Below are 26,633 nucleotides of genomic sequence, written 5' to 3'. Positions count from 1 at the left end.
GGTCGGTCCTCTTGTGCCGTCCATGGCAAGCCGGGCATCATCGGGCCCCACCCCCAGCCCGCGAGGCTCCGCCCGCGAGACCCTGTGAGGTCCCGATGCGCCTGCGCCGCACCGCCGTTGCCCTCCTGCTCGCCGCCACCACCGCCGTCGCCGGCGTCGTCACGGCCCCACTCGGAGCCACTCCCGCCGGCGCCGCCCCCACCGGCTCCACGGCCCCCGCCGACGACCGGCCCGGGGGCGACCGCGCCGCGTTCCCCACCGGGACGACCACCGCCGCCGACGGCCGGACCGACCTCACCGACGCGGCCGGCCGCACCCTGCGGCTGCGCGGCTTCAACCTCGACAAGTACGCCGAGGTCACCGAGCAGGACGTCAGGGCCCTGGCCGCCCAGGGCTTCACGCTGATCCGGGTGGCCGTCTCCTGGACGCGGCTGGAGCCCGAACGCGGCCGGCTCGACCGCGCCGAGCTGGCCCGGCTGCAACGCGTGCTCGGCTGGGCCGACCGGTACGGCGTACTGGCCCTGGTCGACTTCCACCAGGACGTCTACGGGCCGAAGTTCGGCGGCGGCGACCGGGGCATCCCGCTCTGGGCCACCCGCGACGACGGCCTGCCCTTCGAGAGCGACCCGGCCGACTGGTTCGCCGGCTACTTCCAGCCGGCCGTCCAGGCCGCCTTCCGGCACCTCTACGACGACCCCGACCTGCGCGCCTGGCAGGCCGACTTCTACACCCGGCTGGCCCGCGAACTGCGCGGCCACCGCTCACTGCTGGGCTACGACCTGTTCAACGAGCCGTTCGGCCCGGTGGACGGCGACCCGACCGACCCGGCCGTGCTCGCCGCCGCCTCCGCCGCCCTCGAACAGGGCCGGCTCGCCGACATGTACCGCCGGCTGATCACCGCCGTCCGCCGGGCGGACACCCGGTCCTGGCTGTTCGTCGAGCCGACCGTGCTGGTCGGCCAGGGCGTGCCCACCCGGCTGCCCGGCTTCACCGACCCCCGCCCCGGCGGCCCCCGGCTCGGCTACGCCCCGCACTTCTACGACACCGCCGTCGAGTCCGGCGCCGACTGGGATCCGGCCGGCGGCTTCGTGGAGGCCTACACGGCGGCGGTCACCGCCTACCCGGCCGCGCACCGGCTGCCGGTGCTGGTCGGCGAGTGGGGCCCGCCGAGCGCCCGGACGCCGGGCAACGCCCAGCTGGTCCGCCGGCAGGTCGCGGCGATGGAGGGCTTCGCCGCCGGCTGGACGATGTGGTACTGGTGCCGCGGCACCGGCGGTTACTGCGCGCTCGACCCGGCCGGCCACCCCGCGCCCGGGGACGAACCGGCCTTCGGCCCGTACCCGACGGCGGTCGCCGGGACGGACCCGCACACCACCGCGGACGCCGCCGGCCCCACCGTCCGGTGGACCTCCGACGGCACCGGCCGGACCACCGTGATCGCCCTGCCCGCCGCCGCGTTCCCCACCGGGGTCCGGGTCGCCGTCACCCCGGCCGGCGCCCGCGTCGAGCTCGACCAGCCGGCCGGCGAGCGGGCCGGCACCGCCCGGATCCGCCTCCCGCACACCCGTCCGGGCACCCCGGTCACCGTCACCCTCACGCCGCGCTGACCCGCTGACGCACCCCGCCGACACACCCCCCGAGGCCCGCACCGCGCCCTGGGCGGCCCGCCGTACGAGCGGGCCGCCCAGGGCCGGGCGTCAGGCCAGACCGCGGCGCGCCAGCAGCGGGCCGGTCTGCGGATCGCGCCCGACCACCGCGCGGAAGGAGTCCAGCGCGTCCCGGCTGTCCCCGCGCGAGAGCAGCTCGCGGCGGAACACCTCACCGCTCTCCCGCACGCCGCGGCCGTTGCCCGCGAACCACTCCACCGTCTCGGCGTCCAGCACCTCCGACCAGATGTACGCGTAGTAACCCGCGCTGTACCCGCCGGAGAAGATGTGCGAGAAGTACGCCGTCCGGTAGCGCGGCGGGATCGCCGCCACCGAGAGCCCCGCCTTCGCCAGCGCCGCCGCCTCGAACTCCTCGGCGTCCTCGATCTCCTGGCCCGCCGGCACGGTGTGCCAGGCCCAGTCCAGCAGTGTCGCCGCCAGGTACTCGACGGTGCGGAAGCCCTGCCCGAAGCCCTCCGCCGCGGCCATCCGCGCGACCTGCTCGGCCGGCAGCGGCTCCCCCGTCACGTGGTGCTTGGCGTAGTTGGCCAGCACCTCCGGCCGGACCATCCACATCTCGTTGACCTGCGACGGGAACTCGACGAAGTCCCGCGGCACGGCCGGGCCCGCGAAGTACGCGTAGCGGACGTCCGAGAAGAGCCCGTGCAGCGCGTGCCCGAACTCGTGGAACAGGACGCGCACCTCGTCCCAGGAGAGCAGCACCGGCTCGCCGGCCGCCGGCTTGGCGATGTTCAGGTTGTTCATCACCACCGGCCGGTGGCCCAGCAGCCGCGACTGGGTGACCAGTTCGTCCATCCAGGCCCCGCCGCGCTTGGACGCCCGGGCGTGGAAGTCCCCGAGGAAGAGCCCGAGCGAGCCGCCGTCCTCCTCGAACACCTCGAAGACCCGCACGTCGGGGTGGTACGCCACGAGGTCCGGCCGCTCGGTGAACGTCACCCCGTACGCCAGGCCCGCGGCGAAGAAGACGCCGTCCCGCAGCACCCGCTCCAGCTCGAAGTACGGGCGCAGCGCGGCCGCGTCGACCTGGTAGGAGGCCTGCCGGACCTGCTCCGAGTAGTACGCCCAGTCGTGCGCGGCGATCTCCTCGACGCCGTCGGCGGCCGCCAGCCTCGCCAGCTCCGCCGCCTCCCGCCGGGCGTTGGCCACCGCCGGCGGCACCAGCCGGGACAGCAGGGCGTCCACCGCCCCGACGGTGCCGGCGGTCTCGTCCGCCACCACGTACGCGGCGTGCGTGTCGTACCCGAGCAGGCGCGCCCGCTCGGCCCGCAGCGCGGCCATCCGGATCGCCAGCGGGCCGTTGGTGCCGGCCGCGCGCCCCAGCGAGGCGGCGAGCAGGCGCTCGCGCACCGAGCGGTCGGTGAGGGAGGCCAGCTCGGTCTGGTTGGAGAAGTTCTTGAGGCTGAGCACGTACGTGCCCTCGCGCCCGAGCGCCCGGCCGTTCTCGGCGGCGGCGGCGATCTCGTCCGGCGAGAGCCCGGCGAGCTGCTCGGCGGAGTCGAGCACCAGCGCCCGGGCCTTCGAGTCGGCGGCCACGTTCTGCCGGAACGACGCCGAGGCGGTGGCCAGTTCGGCGTTGATCCCGCGCAGCCGCTGCTGCTCGGCGGCGCCCAGCCGGGCACCGGCCCGGACGAAGGCGGTGTGCCACCGCTCCAGGAGACGCAGCGACTCGGCGTCCAGCTCCAGTTCGGCGCGCCGTCCGTGCAGGTCCTCGATCCGGGCGAAGAGCGCCGCGTCGAGGTGGATCGCGTCCCGGTGCGCCGCCAGCCGCGGGCTCGTCTCGGCGTCCACCTCGTCCACCAGCGGCGTGGTGTCGGCGGCGCACTGGTTGTCGAAGACCGCCCGGACCCGCCGCAGCAGGCCGCCGGAGCGCTCCAGCGCGATCAGCGTGTTCTCGAAGGTCGGCGGCTCCGGGTCGGCCGCGATGGCGGCGATCTCCGCGAGCTGCTCGGCCATCCCGCGCTCGAAGGCGGGCCGGTAGTGCTCTTCCCGGATCTCGGTGAAGGGCGGCAGTTCGTGGACCAGGGTGCTGGGTGTGAAGAAGGGATTCTCGGTCACTTCGCGAACCCTACGCGGTGTCACCGGCGCTGCCTACGGCCACCGGCCCGGCCGGACGGCGCACCGCGCGGGCCCCGGGCGCACCGCCCGGCCCGCGCGCCCGGGGAGCATTGTCGGACCCACCGGATACCGTCGAGGTCCCTGCCCGTCCGCCCGAGAGGAGGAGCCCCCATGGCACCCCGGATCGCCCTCGTCCCCGACCCGCACGGCCCGGGCGGCCGGCTCCAGCCCCTCGACGAGGCCGGCGCCCCGCTCGGCCCGCCCACCACCGCCCCGGACCTCGCACCCGCCGTCGCCGCCGCCGAGCGGGCGGGCACCGTGCGCTGGGTCTGGGCGGCCACCGAGAGCGCCTACGCGCCGCTGCTCCCCCGGCTCCCGGACCGCCTCGCCCGCTGCCACGACCTGCGGCTGGTCGAGGCCCTGCTGCTCTCCCACGAGGGAAGGTTCGGTGCGCCGCGCTCGCTCGGCGCCGCCTGGGCCCGGCTGCGCGGCCTGCCCGTCCCGGCCGACCTCCCCGAGCCCGGCTCCGCCGAGTCCGACGACGGCCAGGACAGCCTGTTCGCCCCCGACCGCCTGCAACTGCCGCCCGGCGCCGACCCGCTGGCCGCCGTGGTCGCCGTCCACGCCGAGCAGCAGCGCCGGCTGGCGGCGATCGACGATCCGGCCGCGCGCTCCCGGTTCCGGCTGCTCGTCGCCGCCGAGTCCGCCGGCGCGCTGGTCGCCGCCGAGATGGCGCACGACGGCCTGCCCTGGCGCGCGGACGTCCACGACCGGCTGCTCACCGAGCTGCTCGGCCCCCGCCCCACCGTTCCCGGCAGCCGGCCCCGGCTGCTCGCCGAGCTCGCCGTCGAGCTCCAGCAGTCGCTCGGCGGCAAGCCGTTCAACCCCGACTCGCACACCCAGGTGCTGCGCGCCTTCGCCGACCGCGGCATCCAGCTCGCCTCCACCCGCTCCTGGGAGCTCAAGGCGGTGGACCACCCCGCCGCGCACCTGCTCGTCCGCTACAAGGAGCTGTCCCGGATCCACACCGCGCACGGCTGGGCCTGGCAGGACGCCTGGGCCCGCGGCGGCCGGTTCCGGCCCGAGTACGTGGTCGGCGGCGTCGTCTCCGGCCGCTGGGCCAGCCGCGGCGGCGGCGCCCTGCAGATCCCGCGCATCCTGCGCCGCGCCGTGGTCGCCGACCCGGGCTGGCTGCTGGTGGTCGCCGACGCCGCCCAGCTGGAGCCGCGCGTCCTCGCCGCCCTCTCCCAGGACGCCGGCCTGGCCCGCACCGCGGCCGGCGGCGACCTCTACGAGGCGCTCGCCGCCTCCGCCTTCCAGGGGGACCGCGACAAGGCCAAACTCGGCCTGCTCGGCGCCATGTACGGCCAGACCAGCGGAGACATCGGCCCGCTGCTCGCCACCCTGCGCCGCCGCTACCCGGCCGCCATGGGCTACGTCGAGGCGGCCGCCCGCACCGGCGAGGACGGCGGGCTCGTCGCCTCCCGGCTGGGCCGGGTCTGCCCACCGCCCTCCGCCGACTGGCTGGACCTCACCGAGTCCCCGGACACCGCGGGCGAGGCCGGCGGCCGCTCGGCCCGCGCCCGGGGCCGGTTCACCCGCAACTTCGTCATCCAGGCCAGCGCCGCCGACTGGGCGCTGGCCCTGCTCGCGGCGCTGCGCCGCCGGCTCGCCGCGCTGCCGGTGGCCGGCCCCGGCGAACGGCCGCACCTGGTGTTCTTCCAGCACGACGAGGTGATGGTGCACACCCCGGCCAACCTGGCCGACGCGGTGGCCGCGGCCGTCGCCGAGTCGGCGGACGAGGCCCGGCGGCTGGTGTTCGGGGACACCCCGGTCCGGTTCCCGCTCAGCACCGCCGTGGTGGACTGCTACGCCGACGCCAAGTGACGCCGGGCCGACGGGGACCGGACCGACGGGGACCGGACCGACGGCCCGCCGCCGCTCAGAGCTTGCGGAAGCCGCGCGCCTCCTCGGCCGCCGCCACCACCTCGGCCAGCGACGCACCGGTGGCCGCCGTCACCGCCGCCGAGACGGCGCCCTCCACGAAGGGCGCGTCCACCAGCACCACGCCGGGCCGCGGCTCGTCCTCCAGCACCGTGACGGCGGTCAGCACCGAACTGCCGAGGTCCGGCAGCACCACCACACCCGCCCCGCCGTCCGCCTCCGTGACGGCCCGCGCGATCAGGTCGTAACTGGTGCCGAGCCCGCCCTCCTCCGTCCCGGCCGCCACCACCACCCGCACCGCGTCCGAAGCGAGTTCCCCCAGCAGCTCGCGCAACCCGGCGGCCAGTTGCGCACTGTGCGAGACCAGGACGATGCCCACGTAGTCGCTCATGCCCCCGACCCTACGACCGCCCGGCCGCTCCGCACGAGTGGCCCGCCGCCGGCCCGCCGCCCGCGAGCCCGGGCCGCCCGGAGCGGCGGGGCCCGGGAGGATCCGCGGCCGCCCGGCCGTGTCGCAACCCCTGCCCCCGCCCCCCGTCCGGCGTAGCGTCGGGTCAGCATCGTCTGCCGAGGGAGCGAAGCGCCGTGAAGAAACTGATCAACACTCCGGAGAGCGTGCTGTCGGACGCCCTGGCCGGAGTCGCCGCCGCCCACCCGGAGTTGACGGTGGACGTGGTGAACCGGGTGATCACCCGCGCCGCCCGGCCACCGGCGGCCAAGGTCGCGCTGGTCTCCGGCGGCGGCTCGGGCCACGAGCCGCTGCACGGCGGTTTCGTCGGCCCGGGCATGCTGGACGCCGCCTGCCCGGGCGAGATCTTCACCTCCCCGGTGCCGGACCAACTGCTGGCCGCCGCCAAGGCCGTGGACTCGGGCGCGGGTGTGGTCTTCGTGGTGAAGAACTACACCGGTGACGTGATGAACTTCGAACTCGCCGCCGAGCTGGCCGCCGAGGAGGGCATCGAGGTCCGGACGGTACTGGTCGACGACGACGTCGCGGTCGAGGACTCGACCTGGACGGCCGGCCGCCGCGGCACCGGCGCGACGGTGCTGGTGGAGAAGATCGCCGGCGCACTGGCCGAACGCGGCGCCCCGCTGGCCGAGGTCGCCGCGCTCGGCGAGCAGGTGAACGCCGCCTCCCGCTCGTTCGCGATCGCCCTGACCGCCGCGACCGTCCCGGCCGCCGGCAAGCCGGGCTTCGACCTGCCGGAGGACGAGATCGAGGTCGGCGTCGGCATCCACGGCGAGCCCGGACGACGCCGGGAGAAGCTCCGCCCGGCCCGTGAGCTGGTCGCCGAGGTGGTGGAGACGATCCTGGCCGACCACCACCTGGCCGCCGGCGACGAGGTGATCGCCCTGGTGAACGGCCTGGGCGGCACCCCGCTGCTGGAGCTCTACATCGTCTTCGGCGAGGTGACCGCCCGGCTGGCCGAGCGCGGCATCACCGTGGCCCGCAGCCTGGTCGGCAACTACGTGACGAGCCTGGACATGGCGGGCTTCTCGCTCACGCTGGCCAAGGCCGACGCCCGGCTGCTGGGGCTCTGGGACGCCCCGGTGGACACCCCCGCCCTGCGGCGGGGCTGAGAGGAGGGACCGGCATGGAATTCGACACCACGCTCGCCGAGGCCTGGGTCCGCGCGACGGCCGCCGCCGTGGAGCAGGAGCAGCAGCGGCTCACCGAACTGGACTCCGCGATCGGCGACGGCGACCACGGCAGCAATCTGCAGCGCGGCTTCACCGCCGTGCTGACCGCACTGGACGGCCTCGACCCGGCCGGCCCCGGGGAGGTGCTCAGCAGGACCGGCAGCACGCTGATCTCCAAGGTCGGCGGCGCCTCCGGCCCGCTGTACGGGAAGGCGTTCCGGGCACTGGGCTCTGCCCTGCCCGGGCCGGCCGGCCCGGCCGCGCTCGGCGAGGCCCTGGCCGCGGGCCTGCAGGCCGTCCGGGACCTCGGCAGGGCGGAGCCGGGCGACAAGACCATCGTGGACGCCTGGACCCCGGCGCTGGCGGCCTACCGCGCCGCGGTGGCGGACGGCGCCGACCTGCCACGGGCGGCCGCGGCGGCGGCGGACGCGGCCGGGCAGGGGGCGTTGGACACCGTCCCGCTCCAGGCCCGCAAGGGCCGCGCCTCGTACCTGGGCCCGCGCAGCGTCGGCCACCAGGACCCGGGCGCGACCTCCACCGCCCTGCTGTTCCGCGCCCTCGCCGAGGTCACCGCGCACTGAGGCGGGCCCGGCAGGGCACCGCACCGGCCGGGCCGGCCCGCCACGGCGTACTACGGCGGCCGGTCGGTCCGGGTGATCAGGAGCAGCAGGGCGTCGTCCCGCAGCTCCCCGCCGGTGTGCTCCAAGAGGTCCGCGTACACCCGGCCGACCGCCGCCTCCAGCTCCGCCGCGGAGCGGGCCGCGCCCTGCACCAGCGGGCCGACCCGCTCCGCCAGCGGGTAGAACTCGCCGTTGCGGCGGTGCTTGGCCTCGATCACGCCGTCCGTGCAGAGCACCAGCACGTCCTCGTCGCCGAACGGCTGCCCCCAGCTGGTGGGCTCGCCGACGGCCAGCCGGCCCAGCCCGAGCGGCACCCACGGGTCGGGCGCGTCGAGGACGTGCGCCCGGCCGTCCGGGTCCACCCGGATCGGCGGCACGTGCCCGTACTGCAACAGCTCCATCACCCCGGGTGTGCGGAACTCCGCGAAGAGCGCCGTGGTGAACTCGCCGTCCGGCGCGTGCCGCTCGACGCTGGCCTCGATCCGGGCGGCCACCCCGCGCAGTCCGGCCTCGTCGTAGGCCGCCTCGCGGAAGGCGCCGAGCACGACGGCGGCGGTCTGCACCGCGCCCAGCCCCTTGCCGCGGACGTCGCCGACGGCCACCCGGGTGCCGTGCGGGGTCTCCAGCACGGAGTAGAGGTCCCCGCCGATCCGTGAGGCGTCGGCGGCGGAGACGTAGCGCACCGCGAGGTGCAGGGGGCCGACGACCGGGCCCGGCAGCCGGAGCAGGGCCCGCTGGGCGGCCTCCGCGACGGAGCTGACCGCCGCGAAGGCCGCGGCGCGCCGCATCCTGATGTGGGCGACCCAGGCGGAGAAGACCGTGAGCAGCAGGTAGCTGACCATCGCGCCGTAGAGGAAGCGTTCGTCGTTGACGTTGTCGACCTCGTCGTAGTGGCTGAGGCCGAACACCGCGACGAGCCCGAAGAAGCAGACCACCAGCAGTTCGAGCGGCCGCAGGGTGAGCGCGGCGATGGTGGGGACGACCGTCATCAGCGGCGCGAGGTAGCGGTCCTTGCCGGAGAGCAGATCGGCCAGCCCGACCAGGAGGATCGCGACGGCGGCCGGGGTGGCCCGCCGCCAGAACGGCACGTCCTGGAGGTCTGCGGCCAGCAGTGCGCCGCGGCGCCGGCCGGGCGGCAGCGCGTCGGCCGTCGGGACCGCGGGCGACTGGGCTCGGCGGATCGGGAACACATATCGAACATAACGGACGATCAACCACCCCACCCCCGCACCGGCCGCTCCCGCCCCCGCCGACCGCCCGTGCCCGGCCCACGGCCCGTCCGCCCTCGACCCGTCCACTGGGACATTCGGTACCTGTATGCCCTATTTGTCATACAGTGCGACCAAAGCGGCTACGCAAGGGAGGCCCTCACCGGTGTCCGGATACCGCAACACCCCCCGCATCTCCGACCGGCCGGCGCGCACGGCGGCCCGCCCCGCCCAGTGGCCCAGGATCTTCCTGATCGGCCTACTGCTCTGGCTCGCCACCGTCGCCGTCACCTTCGCGACCGGCAACAGCAACCTCGTCCCCACCATCGTGCTGCTCGGCAGCTTCCTCGTCCCGGCGACGATGGTGGTGTGGGCCTACGAGCGCTACGCCGCCGACCTCGGCGCGGACCGGATCCTCGCCTGCTTCGGCATCGGCGGCATCATCGGCGTGCTCGGCGCCTCCGTCCTGGAGACGTACCTGCTCTCCCCCTCCGTCTGGATGTACGTCGGGGTCGGCCTGATCGAGGAGGCGGTCAAGCTCGCCGCCCTGGTCATGGTCTGCCGCCGGCTGCGCGTGGGCGGGCTGCGGCACGGCCTGGTCCTGGGCGCCACCGTCGGCGCCGGGTTCGCCGCCTTCGAGAGCGCCGGCTACGCCTTCAACGCCGTCCTCAGCATCCAGGGCCTGTCCCTGCGGAACCTGGTCGAGACGGAGATCCTGCGCGGGGTCCTGGCGCCGGTCGGCCACATCCTGTGGACGGCCATCCTGGGCGGGGTGCTGTTCCGCGAGCGGCGCCGGGGCCACTTCCGGTTCACCCTTCCGGTCGCACTCACCTACCTCGGGGTCTCCCTGCTGCACGCGCTCTGGGACTCGACGGGCGGCATCGCGGTCTGGCTGGTGGCCCGGACCACCAGCACCGACTGGCAGCGTGCCCTCTTCGACCTCGGATACATGCCGGACCCGACGAGCCGGCAGGTCCACCTCTACACGCTGTACGACACCCTGGGGCTGGTCGTGGTCGCGCTCGGCGGCCTGCTCTGGCTGCGGATGCTGGTCCGCCGCGAACGGGCCACCCCGATCCCGGCCCAGTACCCGTCGGCGCCCGCCTGATCCGCACCCGCCCGCCTGCTCCCACCCGCCCGCACCCGCCCGCGCCGCGGCTCCCGCAGCACCGCAGCAGCGCCCCGTCCCGCGCCGCACCGCGGCACCGTGCAGCACCGCGCCCGAATCCGCCCCGCCACCCGGCGCGGATTCGGGCGCAGCGTGTTCAGGCGCATACGCTCTGCTCTCGGACCGCGCCCGCGACGCCCCGCGCCGGGGTGCGATCCACGCCACATCACCCCTCCCCTTGCGAAATACCCCGCAGGGGTATGGTGTTATCACCACAACAGCCCGGGCACGCGCCCGCGGCCGTACAGACATCCCGGAGGCCCCGATGTCCAGCACCATCACCTACACCGTGACCGGCATGAGCTGCGGCCACTGCGAGAGCTCGGTCAGCAAGGAGCTCTCCGCGCTGACCGGCGTCACCGAGGTGGCGGCCGACGCCAAGACCGGCACGGTGACGGTCTCCTCCGCCGCGCCGCTGGACGACGACCAGATCCGCGCCGCCGTGGACGAGGCCGGCTACGAGCTGGTCGGCCGGTCCGTCTGAGCCCCGGCCGGACGGCGGGGGCCGGCACCACCGCGCCCCCGCCGTCCGCCACGACCTAGGAGCTGATCCGCATGAGCACCTCCACCCCGGGCTCGACCGCCCCGGGCCCCGCCGCGACGGACGGCTCCGCGGCCGTGCGGGACCGCGTCGAGCTGTCCATCGGCGGAATGACGTGCGCCTCCTGCGCGGCCCGCATCGAGAAGAAGCTCAACCGGATGGACGGCGTCGAGGCCACGGTCAACTACGCCACCGAGAAGGCCCGGGTCGACTTCGGGCCCGGCGTGAGCGTGACCGACCTGATCGCCACCGTCGAGCGCACCGGGTACACCGCGGAGCTCCCCCCGCCGCCCGCCGCCCCCGTCGCCCCGGCCGGCGAGGCCGGCACCGGCCCGGAGCACGCCCCGGCCGACCCCCTGCTGGACCGGCTGCTGATCAGCGCCGTGCTGTCCGTCCCGGTGGTCATGCTGTCGATGATCCCGTCGCTGCAGTTCGCCAACTGGCAGTGGCTGGCCTTCGCGCTCACCGGCCCGGTGGTCGTCCACGGCGGGCTGCCGTTCCACCGCGCGGCCTGGACCAACCTCAAGCACGGCGCGGCGACCATGGACACCCTGGTCTCGCTCGGCACCCTGGCCGCCTTCGGCTGGTCGTGCTGGGCCCTGTTCTGGGGCGACGCGGGCAGGCCCGGGATGCGGCACTCCTTCTCGCTCACGGTCGGCGACACCGCCGCCTCGTCCAGCCTGTACCTGGAGACGGCCGCCGCCGTCACCGTCCTGATCCTGCTCGGCCGCTACCTGGAGGCCCACTCGAAGCGCCGCGCCGGCGCCGCCCTGCACGCGCTGCTCGACCTCGGCGCCAAGGACGTCGCCGTCCTCCAGGGCGGTCGCGAGCTGCGGCTGCCGGTGGACCGGCTCGCCGTCGGCATGCGCTTCGTGGTCCGCCCCGGCGAGAAGATCGCCACCGACGGCGTGGTCGTCGAGGGGGCCTCCGCCGTGGACGCCTCGATGCTGACCGGCGAGTCCGTCCCGGCCGAGGTCGCGGTCGGCGACGCCGTCACCGGCGCCACCGTCAACGCCGGCGGCCGCCTGGTGGTCGAGGCCACCCGGGTCGGTGCCGACACCCGGCTCGCCCGGATGGCCCGGCTGGTCGAGGAGGCGCAGAACGGCAAGGCCGCCGCGCAGCGGCTCGCCGACCGGATCTCCGCCGTCTTCGTGCCGCTGGTCATCCTGATCGCCCTGGGCACCCTGGTCGGGTGGCTGCTCGCCTCGAACAGCCCCACCCAGGCCTTCACCGCGGCGGTGGCGGTGCTGATCATCGCCTGCCCGTGCGCGCTCGGCCTGGCCACCCCGACCGCCCTGATGGTCGGCACCGGCCGCGGTGCCCAGCTCGGCATCCTCATCAAGGGCCCCGAAGTCCTGGAGACCACCCGCCGGATCGACACCGTCGTCCTCGACAAGACCGGCACCGTCACCACCGGACAGATGACCCTCCTCGCCGTCCGCACCACCGACGACACCACCGAGAACGAAGCCCTCCGCCTCGCCGGCGCCCTCGAACACGCCTCCGAACACCCCATCGCCACCGCCATCGCCACCGCCGCCACCGAGAAGTTCGGCACCCTGCCCGCAGTCGACGGCTTCGAGAACATCCCCGGCCTCGGCGTCCAGGGCCTGGTGGACGGCCACACCGTCGTCGCCGGCCGCGAGCAACTGCTCGCCGACCGGGCGCAGCACCTGCCGGAGCCGCTCGCCGAGGCCAAGCGCACCGCCGAGGCCGCCGGACGCACCGTCGTCGCCGTCGCCTGGGACGGCACCACCCGCGCCATCCTCGAAGTCGCCGACGCCGTCAAACCCACCAGCACCGAAGCCATCACCCGGCTGCGCGCCCTCGGCCTGCGACCCATCCTGCTCACCGGCGACAACGCCACCGTCGCCGCCACCGTCGCCGCCGAGATCGGCATCGCGGCGGAGGACGTGATCGCCGACGTCCTCCCCGAGGACAAAGCCACCACCGTCCGCCGCCTCCAGCACGAAGGCCACCACGTCGCCATGGTCGGCGACGGTGTCAACGATGCCGCCGCCCTCGCCCAGGCCGACCTCGGCCTGGCCATGGGCACCGGCACCGACGCCGCCATCGAGGCCGCCGACCTCACCCTCGTCCGCGGCGACCTGCGCGCCGCCGCCGACGCCATCCGCCTCTCCCGCCGCACCCTCGCCACCATCCACGGCAACCTCTTCTGGGCCTTCGGCTACAACATCGCCGCCCTCCCCCTCGCCGCCACCGGCCTCCTCAACCCCATGATCGCCGGCGCCGCCATGGCCTTCTCCTCCGTCTTCGTAGTGACCAACAGCCTGCGCCTGCGCCGCTTCCGGGCGGCCTGAGCCGGCCGGCACGCACGACGAAGGGCCCGTACCGGTACGGGCCCTTCGTCGTGCGGACGTCCCCGTCCGGCCCCGCGGCGCGTGCGGCGCCCCCGCCGACCGCCGCCGGCCGCGGAGCGGTCAGCGGCCGAGCAGCTCGCCGCCGTTGCAGTGCAGGATCTCGCCGGTGACGAACCCGGCCTCCGCCGAGGCCAGGAAGTAGACCGCGGCCGCCACTTCACCCGCCTCCCCGATCCGGCCCAGCAGCGTCCGGGCCGCCCGGCGGGACACCTCGGCCTCGTCCAGCCGCGGGCCGAAGAACTCGGTGCCCGCCACGGTGCCCGGGGCGACGATGTTGGCGGTGATGCCGGAGGTGCCGAGCTGGGCGGCCAGGAAGTGGTTCCAGGCGTGCAGCGAGGCCTTCGCGGCCCCGTACGAGCCGGCGCCGCGCAGGGCGGCGATCGAGCTGACGGTGACCACGCGGCCGGAGCCCGGCGTGAGCCGGTCGCGGACGGACTCGGTGAGCAGCACCACGGTGAGCACGTTGCGCTCGAAGTCGCCGCGCCAGCGGGCCAGCAGGGCGTGCGGCCCGCCGCCGATCACCGTCTCCCGGCTGCCGGCGTTGTTCACCAGCACGTCGATCCGCTCGGGCAGTTCGGCGAGCGCGGCCTCGACGTCGTCCGGGTCGGCGAGGTCGCGGACCAGGGGGGTGACGTTCGGCCCGAGGTCGGCCGCGGCCTGTTCGAGCACCGCCCGCCGGCGGCCGACGATCACGACCTGTTCGCCCGCCTCGGCGAACCGGCGCGCCACCTCGTACCCGATCCCCGTGCCGCCACCGGTGACTACGACGTTCCTGGCCATCTGCGCACTCCCTCCCCAGTTCCGCCGCCACGCTGCGAGGGTGCGGGGCGGTCCGTACCGGAATGCCACGATTCCTATCACGCTCGGTTGCCGTGACTGCGGGGAGGGTGACGTCACCGCCGGCGGAAGGTGTGATATGGGCCGGGCACCGCCCGCACACGGAGCGTGGCGAGAGGCAGCTCACACCCCCCGGGCGTAACTTCTCGCACCCTGATACGTCTTAGGTTGGTAGTGCGGCATTTTTTCGGTGGACGGGGACGTGACGAACGGCTTCACGTCGCCACACCCCACCACTGCCGCCGACGGGGCTCCGGCGGGCCCCGGGACGGTCGTCGACTGTTGGCGGCCTCGCGCACGGCGCCGGGGAGTGGCGAGTCTGGGACGCTTTGAGCGGCCGTCCCGGGCTGCGGCCGCCCCCGGAGTCGTGCGCCGTACACCTTCCGTCCCCGCCCGCGCGGGGACGGCGAAGGGCCCGGCCGCGTGATGCGGCCGGGCCCTTCGAGGTCCTGCACCGGTCGGTCGCCGGCGACCGTGCGCCGGCGGACCGCCCCGGGTCAGCGGGCGTCGAGCTCCACGTAGTCGCGGATCGCGGTGCCGGTGTAGATCTGGCGCGGACGGCCGATCCGGCTGGTCGGGTCGTTGATCATCTCGTGCCAGTGGGCGATCCAGCCCGGCAGCCGGCCGAGGGCGAAGAGCACGGTGAACATGCTCGTCGGGAAGCCCATGGCGCGGTAGATCAGGCCAGTGTAGAAGTCCACGTTCGGGTAGAGCTTGCGCGAGACGAAGAAGTCGTCCTGGAGCGCGTGCTCCTCCAGCTTGAGGGCGATGTCGAGCAGCTCGTCGGACTTGCCGAGCTGGCCGAGCACCTCGTGGGCCAGGATCTTGACCTGCGCGGCGCGCGGGTCGAACGCCTTGTACACGCGGTGGCCGAAGCCCATCAGCTTGACGCCGTCCTCGCGGTTCTTCACCTTGCGGATGAAGCCGTCGACGTCACCGCCGTCCTTCTGGATGCTCTCCAGCATCTCCAGGACGGCCTGGTTGGCGCCGCCGTGCAGCGGGCCCCAGAGCGCCGAGATGCCGGCCGAGATCGAGGCGAACTGGTTGGCGTGGCTGGAGCCCACCAGGCGCACGGTGGACGTCGAGCAGTTCTGCTCGTGGTCCGCGTGCAGGATGAGCAGCTTGTCCAGGGCGTTGACCACGACCGGGTTGAGCTCGTAGTCCTCGGCGGGCACCGCGAAGGTCATCCGCAGGAAGTTCTCGACGTAGCTCAGGTCGTTGCGCGGGTAGACGAACGGCTGGCCGACCGACTTCTTGTACGCGTAGGCCGCGATGGTCGGGAGCTTCGCCAGCAGGCGGACCGTCGACAGGTGACGCTGGGCGGCGTCGAACGGGTTGTGGCTGTCCTGGTAGAAGGTGGACAGCGCACCGACCACCGACGACAGCATCGCCATCGGGTGGGCGTCGCGCGGGAAGCCCTGGTAGAAGCGCTTGACGTCCTCGTGCAGCAGGGTGTGCTGGGTGATCTCGCGGTTGAACTCCGCCAGCTGGTCGGCCGTCGGCAGCTCACCGTTGATCAGGAGGTACGCGGTCTCGATGAAGCTGCCCTGCTCGGCGAGCTGCTCGATCGGGTAGCCGCGGTACCGCAGGATGCCGTTGTCGCCGTCCACGAAGGTGATCGCGGACTTGTACGCGGCGGTGTTACCGAAGCCGTTGTCCAGGGTGACCAGGCCGGTCTGCGGGAGCAGCTTCGAGATGTCGAAGCCGGCGTTGCCCGCAGTGCTCTCGACGACGGGGTACTCGTACTCGCCGTCCTGGTACCGCAGTACTACCGAGTTGTCGCTCACGTCTTCCTCACCGACGAAATGAATCCTCTTCCAAGGTGCCCTGACTGTCTCTACCATCCCCCATCTGGCGGACAGCCGCGCACCCGGGGTGGCCCGAAAGGGACCACCCCTACAAAACCTGCCGCCGCAGCCGGTACGAACCGGACAAGATCGGCACCACCCCAGGCTCTGCCGTAAATCTCTTCACGTCAAGAGAACAATAGAGGCAACCATCCGTTGGAGAATCATCCAGTGGCCAGCCGGTGATCGAGCGCGGCGTGCCTCCGACCTGCGCTGACGGTCCGAACGGCCTGCCCGATCGCCTTCCGTGACCCGACCAGCACAACCAGTTTCCGTGCCCTGGTCACAGCCGTGTAGAGCAGATTCCGCTGGAGCATCGTCCAGGCGGAGGTGGTGACCGGAATCACCACCACGGGGTACTCGCTTCCCTGCGACCGGTGGATCGTCACCGCGTACGCGTGCGACAACTCGTCCAACTCGTCGAAGTCGTACGGCACCTCCTCGTCCTCGTCGGTGAGCACGGTCAGCCGCTGGTCGTCCACGCTGAGCGCGGTCACCACCCCCACGGTGCCGTTGAAGACGCCGTTCTGTCCCTTGTCGTAGTTGTTCCTGATCTGGGTCACCTTGTCCCCCACCCGGAACGTCCGCCCGCCGAACCGCCGCTCCGCCAGCCCCTCCCGGGCCGGCGTCACCGCCGCCTGCAGCAGCGTGTTCAGACTCCCCGCGCCGGCCGGCCCCCGGTGCATCGGCGCCAGCACCTGGATGTCCCGCCGCGGGTCGAAGCCGAACCGCTGCGGGATCCGCCGCGCCACCACGTCCACCGTCAGCCCGGCCGCCCGCTCGGTGTCGTCCTCCACGAACAGGAAGAAGTCCGCCAGCCCCTCCGTCAGCGGTGGCAGCCCCTCGTTGATCCGGTGCGCGTTGGTCACCACCCCGGACTGCTGGGCCTGCCGGAAGATCCTCGTCAGCCGCACCGACGGGATCGGCCCGCCGTCCGCCAGGAGGTCCCGCAGCACCTCACCGGCACCGACCGACGGCAGCTGGTCCACGTCCCCCACGAACAGCAGGTGCGCCCCCGGCGCCACCGCCTTGACCAGCTTGTTCGCCAGGATCAGATCCAGCATCGACGCCTCGTCCACCACCACCAGGTCCGCGTCCAACGGCCGGTCCCGGTCGTACGCGGCGTCCCCGCCCGGCCTCAGCTCCAGCAGCCGGTGGACGGTCGACGCCTCCACCCCGGTCAGCTCCGCCAGCCGCTTCGCCGCCCGGCCGGTCGGCGCCGCCAGCACCACCTTGGCCCGCTTCGCCAGCGCCAGCGTCACGATCGACTTCACCGTGAACGACTTGCCGCAGCCCGGCCCGCCCGTCAGCACCGCGACCTTCTCGGTCAGCGCCAGCCGGACGGACTGCTCCTGCTCCGGTGCCAGCTCTGCCCCCGTCCGCTTCGCCAGCCAGGCCAGCGCCGCCGGCCAGTCGACGTCCGAGAACCACGGCATCCGGTCCGACTCCGCCCGCAGCAGCCGCAGCAACTGGTTCGCCAGCGAGATCTCCGCCCGGTGGAACGGCACCAGGTACACCGCGGTGATCGGCTCGCCGGCGTCCCCCGGCACCGACTCGCGCACCACTCCCTCCGTCGCGACCAGCTCCGCCAGGCAGTCGATCACCAGGCCGACGTCCACCTGGAGCAGCTTCACCCCGTCCGCGATCAGCCGCTCCTCCGGCAGGTAGCAGTGCCCCTGGTCACTGCTCTGCGACAGCGCGTACTGCAGCCCCGCCTTCACCCGCTCCGGACTGTCGTGCGGGATCCCCACCGCCTGCGCGATCCGGTCCGCCGTCAGGAAGCCGATGCCCCAGACGTCCGACGCCAGCCGGTACGGCTCGTTCTTCACCACCCCGATCGAGCCGTCCCCGTACTGCTTGTAGATCCGCACCGCCAGCGAGGTCGAGACGCCGACCCCCTGCAGGAAGACCATCACCTCCTTGATGGACTTCTGCTCCTCCCACGCCACCGCGATCTTCTTCGTCCGCTTCGGCCCCAGCCCAGGCACCTCGATCAGCCGGCCCGGCTCGTTCTCGATCACCTCCAGGGTGTCCACCCCGAAGCGCTCGACGATCCGCTCGGCGAACCGGGGCCCGATCCCCTTGATCAGCCCCGACCCCAGGTACCGCTGGATGCCCTGGATCGTCGCCGGCAGCACCGTCGTGTAGTTCTCCACCACGAACTGCTTGCCGTACTGCGGGTGCGAGCCCCACCGGCCGTGCAACCGCAGCGACTCCCCCGGCTGGGCCCCCAGCAGCGCGCCGACCACCGTCAGCAGGTCGTTGCCACCCCGGCCGGTGTCCACCCGGGCGACCGTGTAGCCGGTCTCCTCGTTGGCGTAGGTGATCCGCTCCAGCACGCCGTCCACCTGGGCCAGCTGGCGCGGCGGGCTCGCCTGAGCCGCCGGCGACTGCTGCGTCTGCCTGGCCACCGGGCCCCCTTCGTCCGTACGGGTGCAGTTACGCTCCGCACCGTACCGTCTGCATCGGACACCGGTTGCGCCGGTCGCGCGGGGCACGGTACGGGCGGGGCACGGTACGGGCGGTGGCCCGCCCGGCCCAGCGGGTGCGGCCCCCGCGGGAGCAGTGCCAGGCTGGTGGCGGATTCCACCCCGACCGCGCCCCGGACCCGACCGCGCCCCGACCGCGACGGGCAGCGGCCAAGGAGCAGTGCCGCCGTGCTCACCACCGCCTTCACCCCCGGCTCCCCCAACTGGCTCGACCTGACCAGCCCGGACACCGACGCCTCGGTCGCCTTCTACGCGACGGTGTTCGGCTGGACCTTCGCCCCCACCGAGCTGCCCGGCCCCGACCCCGACGCGTCCGACAGTCGCGGCGGCTCCTCGTCCGACGGCTCCGGACTCTTCCGCCACGACGGCCGGACCGTCGCCGCCCTGACCCCGCTCACCGGCTCCGGCTCCGGCTCCGGCTCCGGCTCCGGCTGGACGATCCACTTCTGCACGCCCGACGCGGGCCGGACCGCCCGACTCGTCGAGGCCGCCGGCGGCACCGTCCGCCCCGCTCCGCCCGGCGCCCGGGCAACCGGGTTCACCGACCCCACCGGCGCCGGGTTCGCCGTCCGGGAGCCCTTCGCCGTACCCGGCCTGGAGGCGGTCGACGGGGAGGGCGCCCTCTGCTGGGCGGAGTGCCACAGCATCGACGCCGAGGCGGCGAAGGTGTTCTACCGGGCCGTCCTCTCCTGGCAGGAGCAGGACGTCCCGCTCGGCGAGGCGATGTACACCGTCCTCACCCCCGCCGGCGGCGGCACGGACGACGCGCTCGGCGGCATCACGCAGCTCGGCCCGGAGCAGACCGCCGCCGGCACCGCCTCGCACTGGCTGCCGTACATCGAAGTCCCCGATGTGGACGCCGCCGTCGCACTCGCCGGGCAGCTCGGCGCGACCGTCCGCGTTCCCGCTACGGACGTGCACGGCGTCGGCCGGCTCGCGCAGCTGATCGACCCGCACGGTGCCGCCTTCGCCGTCATCACCAGCACGCCGAGGGACGGGTGACGACGGGTCACCGCAGGGCGACCGGGCCCGCGGGAGGCCGTCGACATGGCCCCGCACGGGGCCTGGAGGGCCGCAGGAGGCCACCGGGGCCGCATCGGGCGGCGGAAGGTCCAGCAGTCCCCTCGCTCGGGCAAGGCGGCCCCGCGCGGGCCGCCTAGGCTGTGATCATGACCGATCTGACGATCCGCCGGGCCACCGCCGACGACCTGCCGGCGATAGTGGCCATGCTCGCCGACGACCCCCTGGGCGCCGCCCGGGAGAGCCCCGACGACCTCACCCCCTACCGCGCCGCCTTCACCCGCATCGACACCGACCCGCACCAGCACCTGGTCGTCGCCGATCGCGCCGGCCGGACGGTAGGCACCCTCCAGCTGACCATCGTCCCCGGGCTCTCCCGGAAGGGCTCCACCCGGACCATCATCGAGGCCGTCCGGATCCACGCCGACGAACGCGGCAGCGGGCTCGGCACCGAGCTGATCCACTGGGCGATCGACCGCTCCCGCGAGCTCGACGCCCACCTCGTGCAGCTCACCTCCGACACCACCCGCACCGACGCCCACCGCTTCTACGAGCGGCTCGGCTTCGTCGCCTCGCACCTCGGCTTCAAGCTCACGCTGTAGTGCCGTCCTCCCGGCCTGCCGGGCCGGCCGGGAAGGCAGAGAGCCCCGCCCGGGACCCGGACGGGGCTCTCTGTCCATCTGCCTACCTGTATCCGGGCATGTTATGTGCCCGTACATGCAGAAAGACCCCCTCCGGAATCCGGAGGGGGTCTTTCTGGAATGATTGTTCGGCGGCGTCCTACTCTCCCACAGGGTCCCCCCTGCAGTACCATCGGCGCTGTGAGGCTTAGCTTCCGGGTTCGGAATGTAACCGGGCGTTTCCCTCACGCTATGACCACCGAAACACTATGAAACTTATCACCGCACCCATACCGTGACCTGGCATGGGGGTCGTTGTTTCAGAACAACACAGTGGACGCGAGCAACTGAGGACAAGCCCTCGGCCTATTAGTACCGGTCAACTCCACCCCTTACAGGGCTTCCATATCCGGCCTATCAACCCAGTCGTCTACTGGGAGCCTTACCCTCTCAAGGAGGTGGGAGTGCTCATCTCGAAGCAGGCTTCCCGCTTAGATGCTTTCAGCGGTTATCCCTCCCGAACGTAGCCAACCAGCCATGCCCTTGGCAGGACAACTGGCACACCAGAGGTTCGTCCGTCCCGGTCCTCTCGTACTAGGGACAGCCCTTCTCAACACTCCTACGCGCACAGCGGATAGGGACCGAACTGTCTCACGACGTTCTAAACCCAGCTCGCGTACCGCTTTAATGGGCGAACAGCCCAACCCTTGGGACCTACTCCAGCCCCAGGATGCGACGAGCCGACATCGAGGTGCCAAACCATCCCGTCGATATGGACTCTTGGGGAAGATCAGCCTGTTATCCCCGGGGTACCTTTTATCCGTTGAGCGACGGCGCTTCCACAAGCCACCGCCGGATCACTAGTCCCGACTTTCGTCCCTGCTCGACCCGTCAGTCTCACAGTCAAGCTCCCTTGTGCACTTACACTCAACACCTGATTGCCAACCAGGCTGAGGGAACCTTTGGGCGCCTCCGTTACTCTTTAGGAGGCAACCGCCCCAGTTAAACTACCCACCAGACACTGTCCCTGATCCGGATCACGGACCCAGGTTAGACATCCAGCACGACCAGAGTGGTATTTCAACGACGACTCCACAACAACTGGCGTTGCTGCTTCAAAGTCTCCCACCTATCCTACACAAGCCGAACCGAACACCAATATCAAGCTATAGTAAAGGTCCCGGGGTCTTTCCGTCCTGCTGCGCGAAACGAGCATCTTTACTCGTAATGCAATTTCACCGGGCCTATGGTTGAGACAGTCGAGAAGTCGTTACGCCATTCGTGCAGGTCGGAACTTACCCGACAAGGAATTTCGCTACCTTAGGATGGTTATAGTTACCACCGCCGTTTACTGGCGCTTAAGTTCTCAGCTTCGCCCCGACGAATCAGAGCTAACCGGTCCCCTTAACGTTCCAGCACCGGGCAGGCGTCAGTCCGTATACATCGCCTTACGGCTTCGCACGGACCTGTGTTTTTAGTAAACAGTCGCTTCTCGCTGGTCTCTGCGGCCACCCCCAGCTCGGAGTGCAAGACTCTCCACCAGGAATGGCCCCCTTCTCCCGAAGTTACGGGGGCATTTTGCCGAGTTCCTTAACCATAGTTCACCCGAACGCCTCGGTATTCTCTACCTGACCACCTGAGTCGGTTTGGGGTACGGGCCGCCATGAAACTCGCTAGAGGCTTTTCTCGACAGCATAGGATCATCCACTTCACCACAATCGGCTCGGCATCAGGTCTCAGCCTCAATGAGTGACGGATTTGCCTATCACTCGGCCTACACCCTTACCCCGGGACAACCACCGCCCGGGCTGGACTACCTTCCTGCGTCACCCCATCGCTCACCTAATACAGACTTGGTCCGGCGGCTCCACCACGTCCCTTTGTCCGAAGACTCCGGGCCGGCTTCACGGCCTTAGCATCACCTGGTTCAGCGTTGGCGCTTCAAAGCGGGTACGGGAATATCAACCCGTTGTCCATCGACTACGCCTGTCGGCCTCGCCTTAGGTCCCGACTTACCCTGGGCAGATCAGCTTGACCCAGGAACCCTTGGTCAATCGGCGCAAGAGTTTCTCACTCTTGTATCGCTACTCATGCCTGCATTCTCACTCGTGTACCGTCCACGACTGGTTTCCACCGCCGCTTCACCCGGCACACGACGCTCCCCTACCCATCACAGCAGGCGTTGGCCCTATATGCTGCAATGACACGACTTCGGTGATGTGCTTGAGCCCCGCTACATTGTCGGCGCGGAATCACTTGACCAGTGAGCTATTACGCACTCTTTCAAGGGTGGCTGCTTCTAAGCCAACCTCCTGGTTGTCTCTGCGACTCCACATCCTTTCCCACTTAGCACACGCTTAGGGACCTTAGTCGGTGTTCTGGGCTGTTTCCCTCTCGACCATGGAGCTTATCCCCCACAGTCTCACTGCCACGCTCTCACTTACCGGCATTCGGAGTTTGGCTAAGGTCAGTAACCCGGTGAGGCCCATCGCCTATCCAGTGCTCTACCTCCGGCAAGAAACACGTGACGCTGCACCTAAATGCATTTCGGGGAGAACCAGCTATCACGGAGTTTGATTGGCCTTTCACCCCTAACCACAGGTCATCCCCCAGGTTTTCAACCCTGGTGGGTTCGGTCCTCCACGAAGTCTTACCTCCGCTTCAACCTGCCCATGGCTAGATCACTCCGCTTCGGGTCTTGGGCATGCAACTGAAACGCCCTATTCGGACTCGCTTTCGCTACGGCTACCCCACACGGGTTAACCTCGCTACACACCGCAAACTCGCAGGCTCATTCTTCAAAAGGCACGCAGTCACGAGACACACAGCAAGCTGCATGTCCGACGCTCCCACGGCTTGTAGGCACACGGTTTCAGGTACTATTTCACTCCGCTCCCGCGGTACTTTTCACCATTCCCTCACGGTACTATCCGCTATCGGTCACCAGGGAATATTTAGGCTTAGCGGGTGGTCCCGCCAGATTCACACGGGATTTCTCGGGCCCCGTGCTACTTGGGAGTTCTTCAAACGAGCCGTACAGATTTCGTCTACGGGGGTCTTACCCTCTACGCCGGACCTTTCGCATGTCCTTCGACTACCCATACGGTTTCTGACTCGTCGACCGGCCGGCAGACCGATCAAGAAAAATCCCACGACCCCACCAGCGCAACCCCTGCCGGGTCTCACACGCTGATGGTTTAGCCTCATCCGGTTTCGCTCGCCACTACTCCCGGAATCACGGTTGTTTTCTCTTCCTGCGGGTACTGAGATGTTTCACTTCCCCGCGTTCCCTCCACATACCCTATGTGTTCAGGTATGGGTGACAGCCCATGACGACTGCCGGGTTTCCCCATTCGGAAACCCCCGGATCAAAGCCTGGTTGACGGCTCCCCGGGGACTATCGTGGCCTCCCACGTCCTTCATCGGTTCCTGGTGCCAAGGCATCCACCGTGCGCCCTTAAAAACTTGGCCACAGATGCTCGCGTCCACTGTGCAGTTCTCAAACAACGACCAGTCACCCACCATCAACAACCCGAAACGGGCTGCCTCAAGTGAGACCGGCATCTCTGAAGCAACGACCATACGGCCGTTCCCTCAGGACCCAACAACGTGCCCGACCCATCATGCGGTGCTCTGTTTTCCACGCCGAAGCAGTACTCACAGGCCCATACCTGATGTGCCGAATAGTCAACGTTCCACCCATGAGCGACCGTGCAGAACATTCGCCTGCAAGCGGCCATGTGCTCCTTAGAAAGGAGGTGATCCAGCCGCACCTTCCGGTACGGCTACCTTGTTACGACTTCGTCCCAATCGCTGGTCCCACCTTCGACGGCTCCTCCCCTTACGGGTTAGGCCACCGGCTTCGGGTGTTACCGACTTTCGTGACGTGACGGGCGGTGTGTACAAGGCCCGGGAACGTATTCACCGCAGCATGCTGATCTGCGATTACTAGCAACTCCAACTTCATGGGGTCGAGTTGCAGACCCCAATCCGAACTGAGGCCGGCTTTTTGGGATTCGCTCCGCCTCGCGGCATCGCAGCCCTTTGTACCGACCATTGTAGCACGTGTGCAGCCCAAGACATAAGGGGCATGATGATTTGACGTCGTCCCCACCTTCCTCCGAGTTGACCCCGGCAGTCTCCTGTGAGTCCCCATCACCCCGAAAGGCATGCTGGCAACACAGAACAAGGGTTGCGCTCGTTGCGGGACTTAACCCAACATCTCACGACACGAGCTGACGACAACCATGCACCACCTGTATACCGACCACAAGGGGGCGACCATCTCTGGCCGTTTCCGGCATATGTCAAGCCTTGGTAAGGTTCTTCGCGTTGCGTCGAATTAAGCCACATGCTCCGCTGCTTGTGCGGGCCCCCGTCAATTCCTTTGAGTTTTAGCCTTGCGGCCGTACTCCCCAGGCGGGGAACTTAATGCGTTAGCTGCGGCACCGACGACGTGGAATGTCGCCAACACCTAGTTCCCAACGTTTACGGCGTGGACTACCAGGGTATCTAATCCTGTTCGCTCCCCACGCTTTCGCTCCTCAGCGTCAGTAATGGCCCAGAGATCCGCCTTCGCCACCGGTGTTCCTCCTGATATCTGCGCATTTCACCGCTACACCAGGAATTCCGATCTCCCCTACCACACTCTAGCCTGCCCGTATCGAATGCAGACCCGGGGTTAAGCCCCGGGCTTTCACATCCGACGCGACAGGCCGCCTACGAGCTCTTTACGCCCAATAATTCCGGACAACGCTCGCACCCTACGTATTACCGCGGCTGCTGGCACGTAGTTAGCCGGTGCTTCTTCTGCAGGTACCGTCACTTGCGCTTCTTCCCTGCTGAAAGAGGTTTACAACCCGAAGGCCGTCATCCCTCACGCGGCGTCGCTGCATCAGGCTTTCGCCCATTGTGCAATATTCCCCACTGCTGCCTCCCGTAGGAGTCTGGGCCGTGTCTCAGTCCCAGTGTGGCCGGTCGCCCTCTCAGGCCGGCTACCCGTCGTCGCCTTGGTAGGCCATTACCCCACCAACAAGCTGATAGGCCGCGGGCTCATCCTGCACCGCCGGAGCTTTACACCACAGTCCATGCGGACCGTGGTCATATCCGGTATTAGACCCCGTTTCCAGGGCTTGTCCCAGAGTGCAGGGCAGATTGCCCACGTGTTACTCACCCGTTCGCCACTGATCCACCCCGAAGGGCTTCACCGTTCGACTTGCATGTGTTAAGCACGCCGCCAGCGTTCGTCCTGAGCCAGGATCAAACTCTCCGTGAATGTCTTCTCGACAGTGCTTAATGAAAAGCAGTCGAGCTGCACTCGCGTCGAGCGGCACGGCAACCACCGGAATAGGGCGGCCCCGCGCACTGCGTCCTCGCTAGTGTTTTACTTCAAAAGGAATCTCCAACCCCGATCAAACGATCGAGGCCGGGGATGTCAACATATCTGGCGTTGACTTTTGGCACGCTGTTGAGTTCTCAAGGAACGGACACTTCCTTCAGGCGGCTTTCACACCGGCCCTCCGGGCGCTTCGTTCTTTCGTGTTTCCAGCTTACCAGATGTTTTCGCTCCGTTTTTCCGGAGTTTCATTCATCGGATTTGCTTTCCGCGTTGTCCCCGCTCTCTCGCGGCGACTCCGAAACTGTACGGGGACGGGCCCGCCACATGCAAATCGCCCCCGCCCGGGCATCCGGGCGGGGGCGACGGGCGAGCCGTGCAGCCGGCTCAGCGGACCTCGGTGATCTCCGGGCCGCGGGCGAACGGGTCGAGCGCGGTGCCGCCGAAGCGGTTGTCGGTCTCGTCGGCGGTGGCGGCCGCCCCGCCACCGTCGGCGACCATCTGCGCGTCCTCGGGGAGCTTCAGGACGATCGGGTCCCGGGGCGCCATCGGGATCTCGCCGCGGACGACGACCGTCTGCTGGAAGACCTGCTCCAGGATCCCGGCCATCTCGGGCTGCACCGCAGCCTGGCCCGAAATGACACCGCGGAGGAACCAGCGCGGCCCGTCGCAGCCGACGAAGCGCACCAGCTGGACGCCCTGCGTGCCGTCCGGCAGCTGCACGGGGACCTGGGCCCGGAGGTGCCAGCCGAGCGGGCCCTCCTCCTCCTCGATGATGCCGCCCTGGGAGGTGATGCCGTTGGCGATCTCCTCGCGGACCTCGCCCCAGATGCCCTCCGACTTGGGGGCCGCGAAGGCCTGGAGCTGGATGGCGCTGTTGCCGAGGACCAGGGTCGCCGCGACGATCGCGTCGCCGGCCACCTCCACGCGCAGCTCCATGCCCTCGACACCGGGGACCAGCAGGCCCCCGAGGTCGACCCGGCCCTCCTCGGGGTTCTCCAGCTCGGAGTGGTCCCACGGTCCGTCCGGACGCGGGGCCGGCGGGAGCCCGACCCGGTCGGTCGGGTCCAGGTCGGTCTCGTTCTCGCTCTCGGCGGAACCTTCGACGTCATCGGCCGTCTCGTCGGCGCTGATGGCGTCGTCGGCGAGCTGCTCGACAGCGTCCTCGCTCTTCTGGCGACGACGGAACACGGTCACTGTCCTTCCCGGTCCAAGACCGATGCGAATACCTGCTCGGCTTCCTGCGAGGCCGCGGGCAGC

General features: G+C 70.7%; 16 protein-coding genes and 3 rRNA genes. 9 read left to right on the top strand and 10 right to left on the bottom strand.

Annotation, left to right across the window (positions count from 1 at the left end):
- The first annotated feature begins 95 nt into the window (after window positions 1-95).
- Complete coding sequence (locus OH807_RS28215) at window positions 96-1,607, top strand: cellulase family glycosylhydrolase (protein ID WP_406204088.1); 1,512 nt, start codon at window positions 96-98, stop codon at window positions 1,605-1,607.
- Between the two features lie 90 nt (window positions 1,608-1,697).
- Here OH807_RS28215 and OH807_RS28210 read toward each other — a convergent pair whose 3' ends face one another.
- On the bottom strand, window positions 1,698-3,722 hold the full coding sequence (locus tag OH807_RS28210) for a M3 family metallopeptidase (RefSeq protein ID WP_406204085.1): 2,025 nt from the start codon (window positions 3,720-3,722) through the stop codon (window positions 1,698-1,700).
- A gap of 171 nt (window positions 3,723-3,893) precedes the next feature.
- On the opposite strand from OH807_RS28210, the gene OH807_RS28205 reads away from it, so the two are divergent.
- Complete coding sequence (locus OH807_RS28205) at window positions 3,894-5,609, top strand: bifunctional 3'-5' exonuclease/DNA polymerase (protein WP_406204082.1); 1,716 nt, start codon at window positions 3,894-3,896, stop codon at window positions 5,607-5,609.
- 55 nt (window positions 5,610-5,664) lie between these two features.
- Here OH807_RS28205 and dhaM read toward each other — a convergent pair whose 3' ends face one another.
- Window positions 5,665-6,057 (bottom strand): dihydroxyacetone kinase phosphoryl donor subunit DhaM, encoded by a 393-nt coding sequence (dhaM, locus tag OH807_RS28200; protein WP_406204079.1) that lies wholly within the window; start codon window positions 6,055-6,057, stop codon window positions 5,665-5,667.
- A gap of 194 nt (window positions 6,058-6,251) precedes the next feature.
- Between dhaM and dhaK the strand changes: the two genes are divergently transcribed.
- Window positions 6,252-7,247 carry a dihydroxyacetone kinase subunit DhaK gene (gene dhaK, locus OH807_RS28195; protein WP_406204076.1) on the top strand — a complete coding sequence of 332 codons (996 nt, stop codon included), beginning with the start codon at window positions 6,252-6,254 and terminating at the stop codon, window positions 7,245-7,247.
- A 14-nt stretch (window positions 7,248-7,261) separates the two neighbouring features.
- Window positions 7,262-7,888 (top strand): dihydroxyacetone kinase subunit DhaL, encoded by a 627-nt coding sequence (gene dhaL, locus OH807_RS28190; RefSeq protein ID WP_406204073.1) that lies wholly within the window; start codon window positions 7,262-7,264, stop codon window positions 7,886-7,888.
- Window positions 7,889-7,938: 50 nt separating this feature from the next.
- On the opposite strand, the gene OH807_RS28185 is transcribed toward dhaL, so the two are convergent.
- Window positions 7,939-9,117 carry a PP2C family protein-serine/threonine phosphatase gene (locus OH807_RS28185; protein WP_406204070.1) on the bottom strand — a complete coding sequence of 393 codons (1,179 nt, stop codon included), beginning with the start codon at window positions 9,115-9,117 and terminating at the stop codon, window positions 7,939-7,941.
- A 136-nt stretch (window positions 9,118-9,253) separates the two neighbouring features.
- On the opposite strand from OH807_RS28185, the gene OH807_RS28180 reads away from it, so the two are divergent.
- The 3 genes from OH807_RS28180 to OH807_RS28170 all read left to right on the top strand — a co-directional run bounded on the left by OH807_RS28180 (window position 9,254) and on the right by OH807_RS28170 (window position 13,165).
- Entirely contained in the window at window positions 9,254-10,243 is a 990-nt protein-coding gene (locus tag OH807_RS28180) for a PrsW family intramembrane metalloprotease (RefSeq protein WP_406211247.1), read from the top strand.
- Window positions 10,244-10,568: 325 nt separating this feature from the next.
- Complete coding sequence (locus OH807_RS28175) at window positions 10,569-10,787, top strand: heavy-metal-associated domain-containing protein (protein WP_406204067.1); 219 nt, start codon at window positions 10,569-10,571, stop codon at window positions 10,785-10,787.
- Between the two features lie 71 nt (window positions 10,788-10,858).
- On the top strand, window positions 10,859-13,165 hold the full coding sequence (locus OH807_RS28170) for a heavy metal translocating P-type ATPase (protein WP_406204064.1): 2,307 nt from the start codon (window positions 10,859-10,861) through the stop codon (window positions 13,163-13,165).
- A gap of 120 nt (window positions 13,166-13,285) precedes the next feature.
- Here OH807_RS28170 and OH807_RS28165 read toward each other — a convergent pair whose 3' ends face one another.
- The 3 genes from OH807_RS28165 to OH807_RS28155 all read right to left on the bottom strand — a co-directional run bounded on the left by OH807_RS28165 (window position 13,286) and on the right by OH807_RS28155 (window position 18,266).
- Entirely contained in the window at window positions 13,286-14,005 is a 720-nt protein-coding gene (locus tag OH807_RS28165) for an SDR family NAD(P)-dependent oxidoreductase (RefSeq protein ID WP_406204061.1), read from the bottom strand.
- A gap of 554 nt (window positions 14,006-14,559) precedes the next feature.
- Window positions 14,560-15,849: a citrate synthase gene (locus tag OH807_RS28160; RefSeq protein ID WP_406204058.1), complete on the bottom strand. Its 1,290-nt coding sequence runs from the start codon at window positions 15,847-15,849 to the stop codon at window positions 14,560-14,562.
- A 224-nt stretch (window positions 15,850-16,073) separates the two neighbouring features.
- Window positions 16,074-18,266 (bottom strand): ATP-dependent RecD-like DNA helicase, encoded by a 2,193-nt coding sequence (locus OH807_RS28155; RefSeq protein WP_406211245.1) that lies wholly within the window; start codon window positions 18,264-18,266, stop codon window positions 16,074-16,076.
- Between the two features lie 300 nt (window positions 18,267-18,566).
- On the opposite strand from OH807_RS28155, the gene OH807_RS28150 reads away from it, so the two are divergent.
- On the top strand, window positions 18,567-19,400 hold the full coding sequence (locus OH807_RS28150; protein WP_406204055.1) for a VOC family protein: 834 nt from the start codon (window positions 18,567-18,569) through the stop codon (window positions 19,398-19,400).
- Window positions 19,401-19,567: 167 nt separating this feature from the next.
- Window positions 19,568-20,020 carry a GNAT family N-acetyltransferase gene (locus tag OH807_RS28145; protein WP_406204052.1) on the top strand — a complete coding sequence of 151 codons (453 nt, stop codon included), beginning with the start codon at window positions 19,568-19,570 and terminating at the stop codon, window positions 20,018-20,020.
- Window positions 20,021-20,185: 165 nt separating this feature from the next.
- On the opposite strand, the gene rrf is transcribed toward OH807_RS28145, so the two are convergent.
- From rrf to OH807_RS28125, 4 genes are all read right to left on the bottom strand, one after another.
- Window positions 20,186-20,302: ribosomal RNA gene (rrf, locus tag OH807_RS28140) — 5S ribosomal RNA — on the bottom strand.
- Between the two features lie 85 nt (window positions 20,303-20,387).
- A 23S ribosomal RNA gene (locus OH807_RS28135) occupies window positions 20,388-23,509 on the bottom strand.
- 280 nt (window positions 23,510-23,789) lie between these two features.
- Window positions 23,790-25,313: ribosomal RNA gene (locus OH807_RS28130) — 16S ribosomal RNA — on the bottom strand.
- Together the 16S, 23S and 5S rRNA genes form the textbook arrangement of a ribosomal RNA operon.
- Window positions 25,314-25,760: 447 nt before the next feature.
- Window positions 25,761-26,564, bottom strand: coding sequence for a DUF3710 domain-containing protein (locus OH807_RS28125; protein ID WP_406204050.1), 804 nt, complete (start codon window positions 26,562-26,564; stop codon window positions 25,761-25,763).
- Between the last annotated feature and the right edge of the window lie 69 nt (window positions 26,565-26,633).

It is taken from the genome of Kitasatospora sp. NBC_01560 (assembly GCF_045208415.1).
In the GTDB taxonomy this organism is placed as follows: domain Bacteria; phylum Actinomycetota; class Actinomycetes; order Streptomycetales; family Streptomycetaceae; genus Kitasatospora.
The sequence above is the reverse complement of the archived record's forward strand: the minus strand, read 5'-3'. Positions and strand labels throughout refer to the sequence as shown.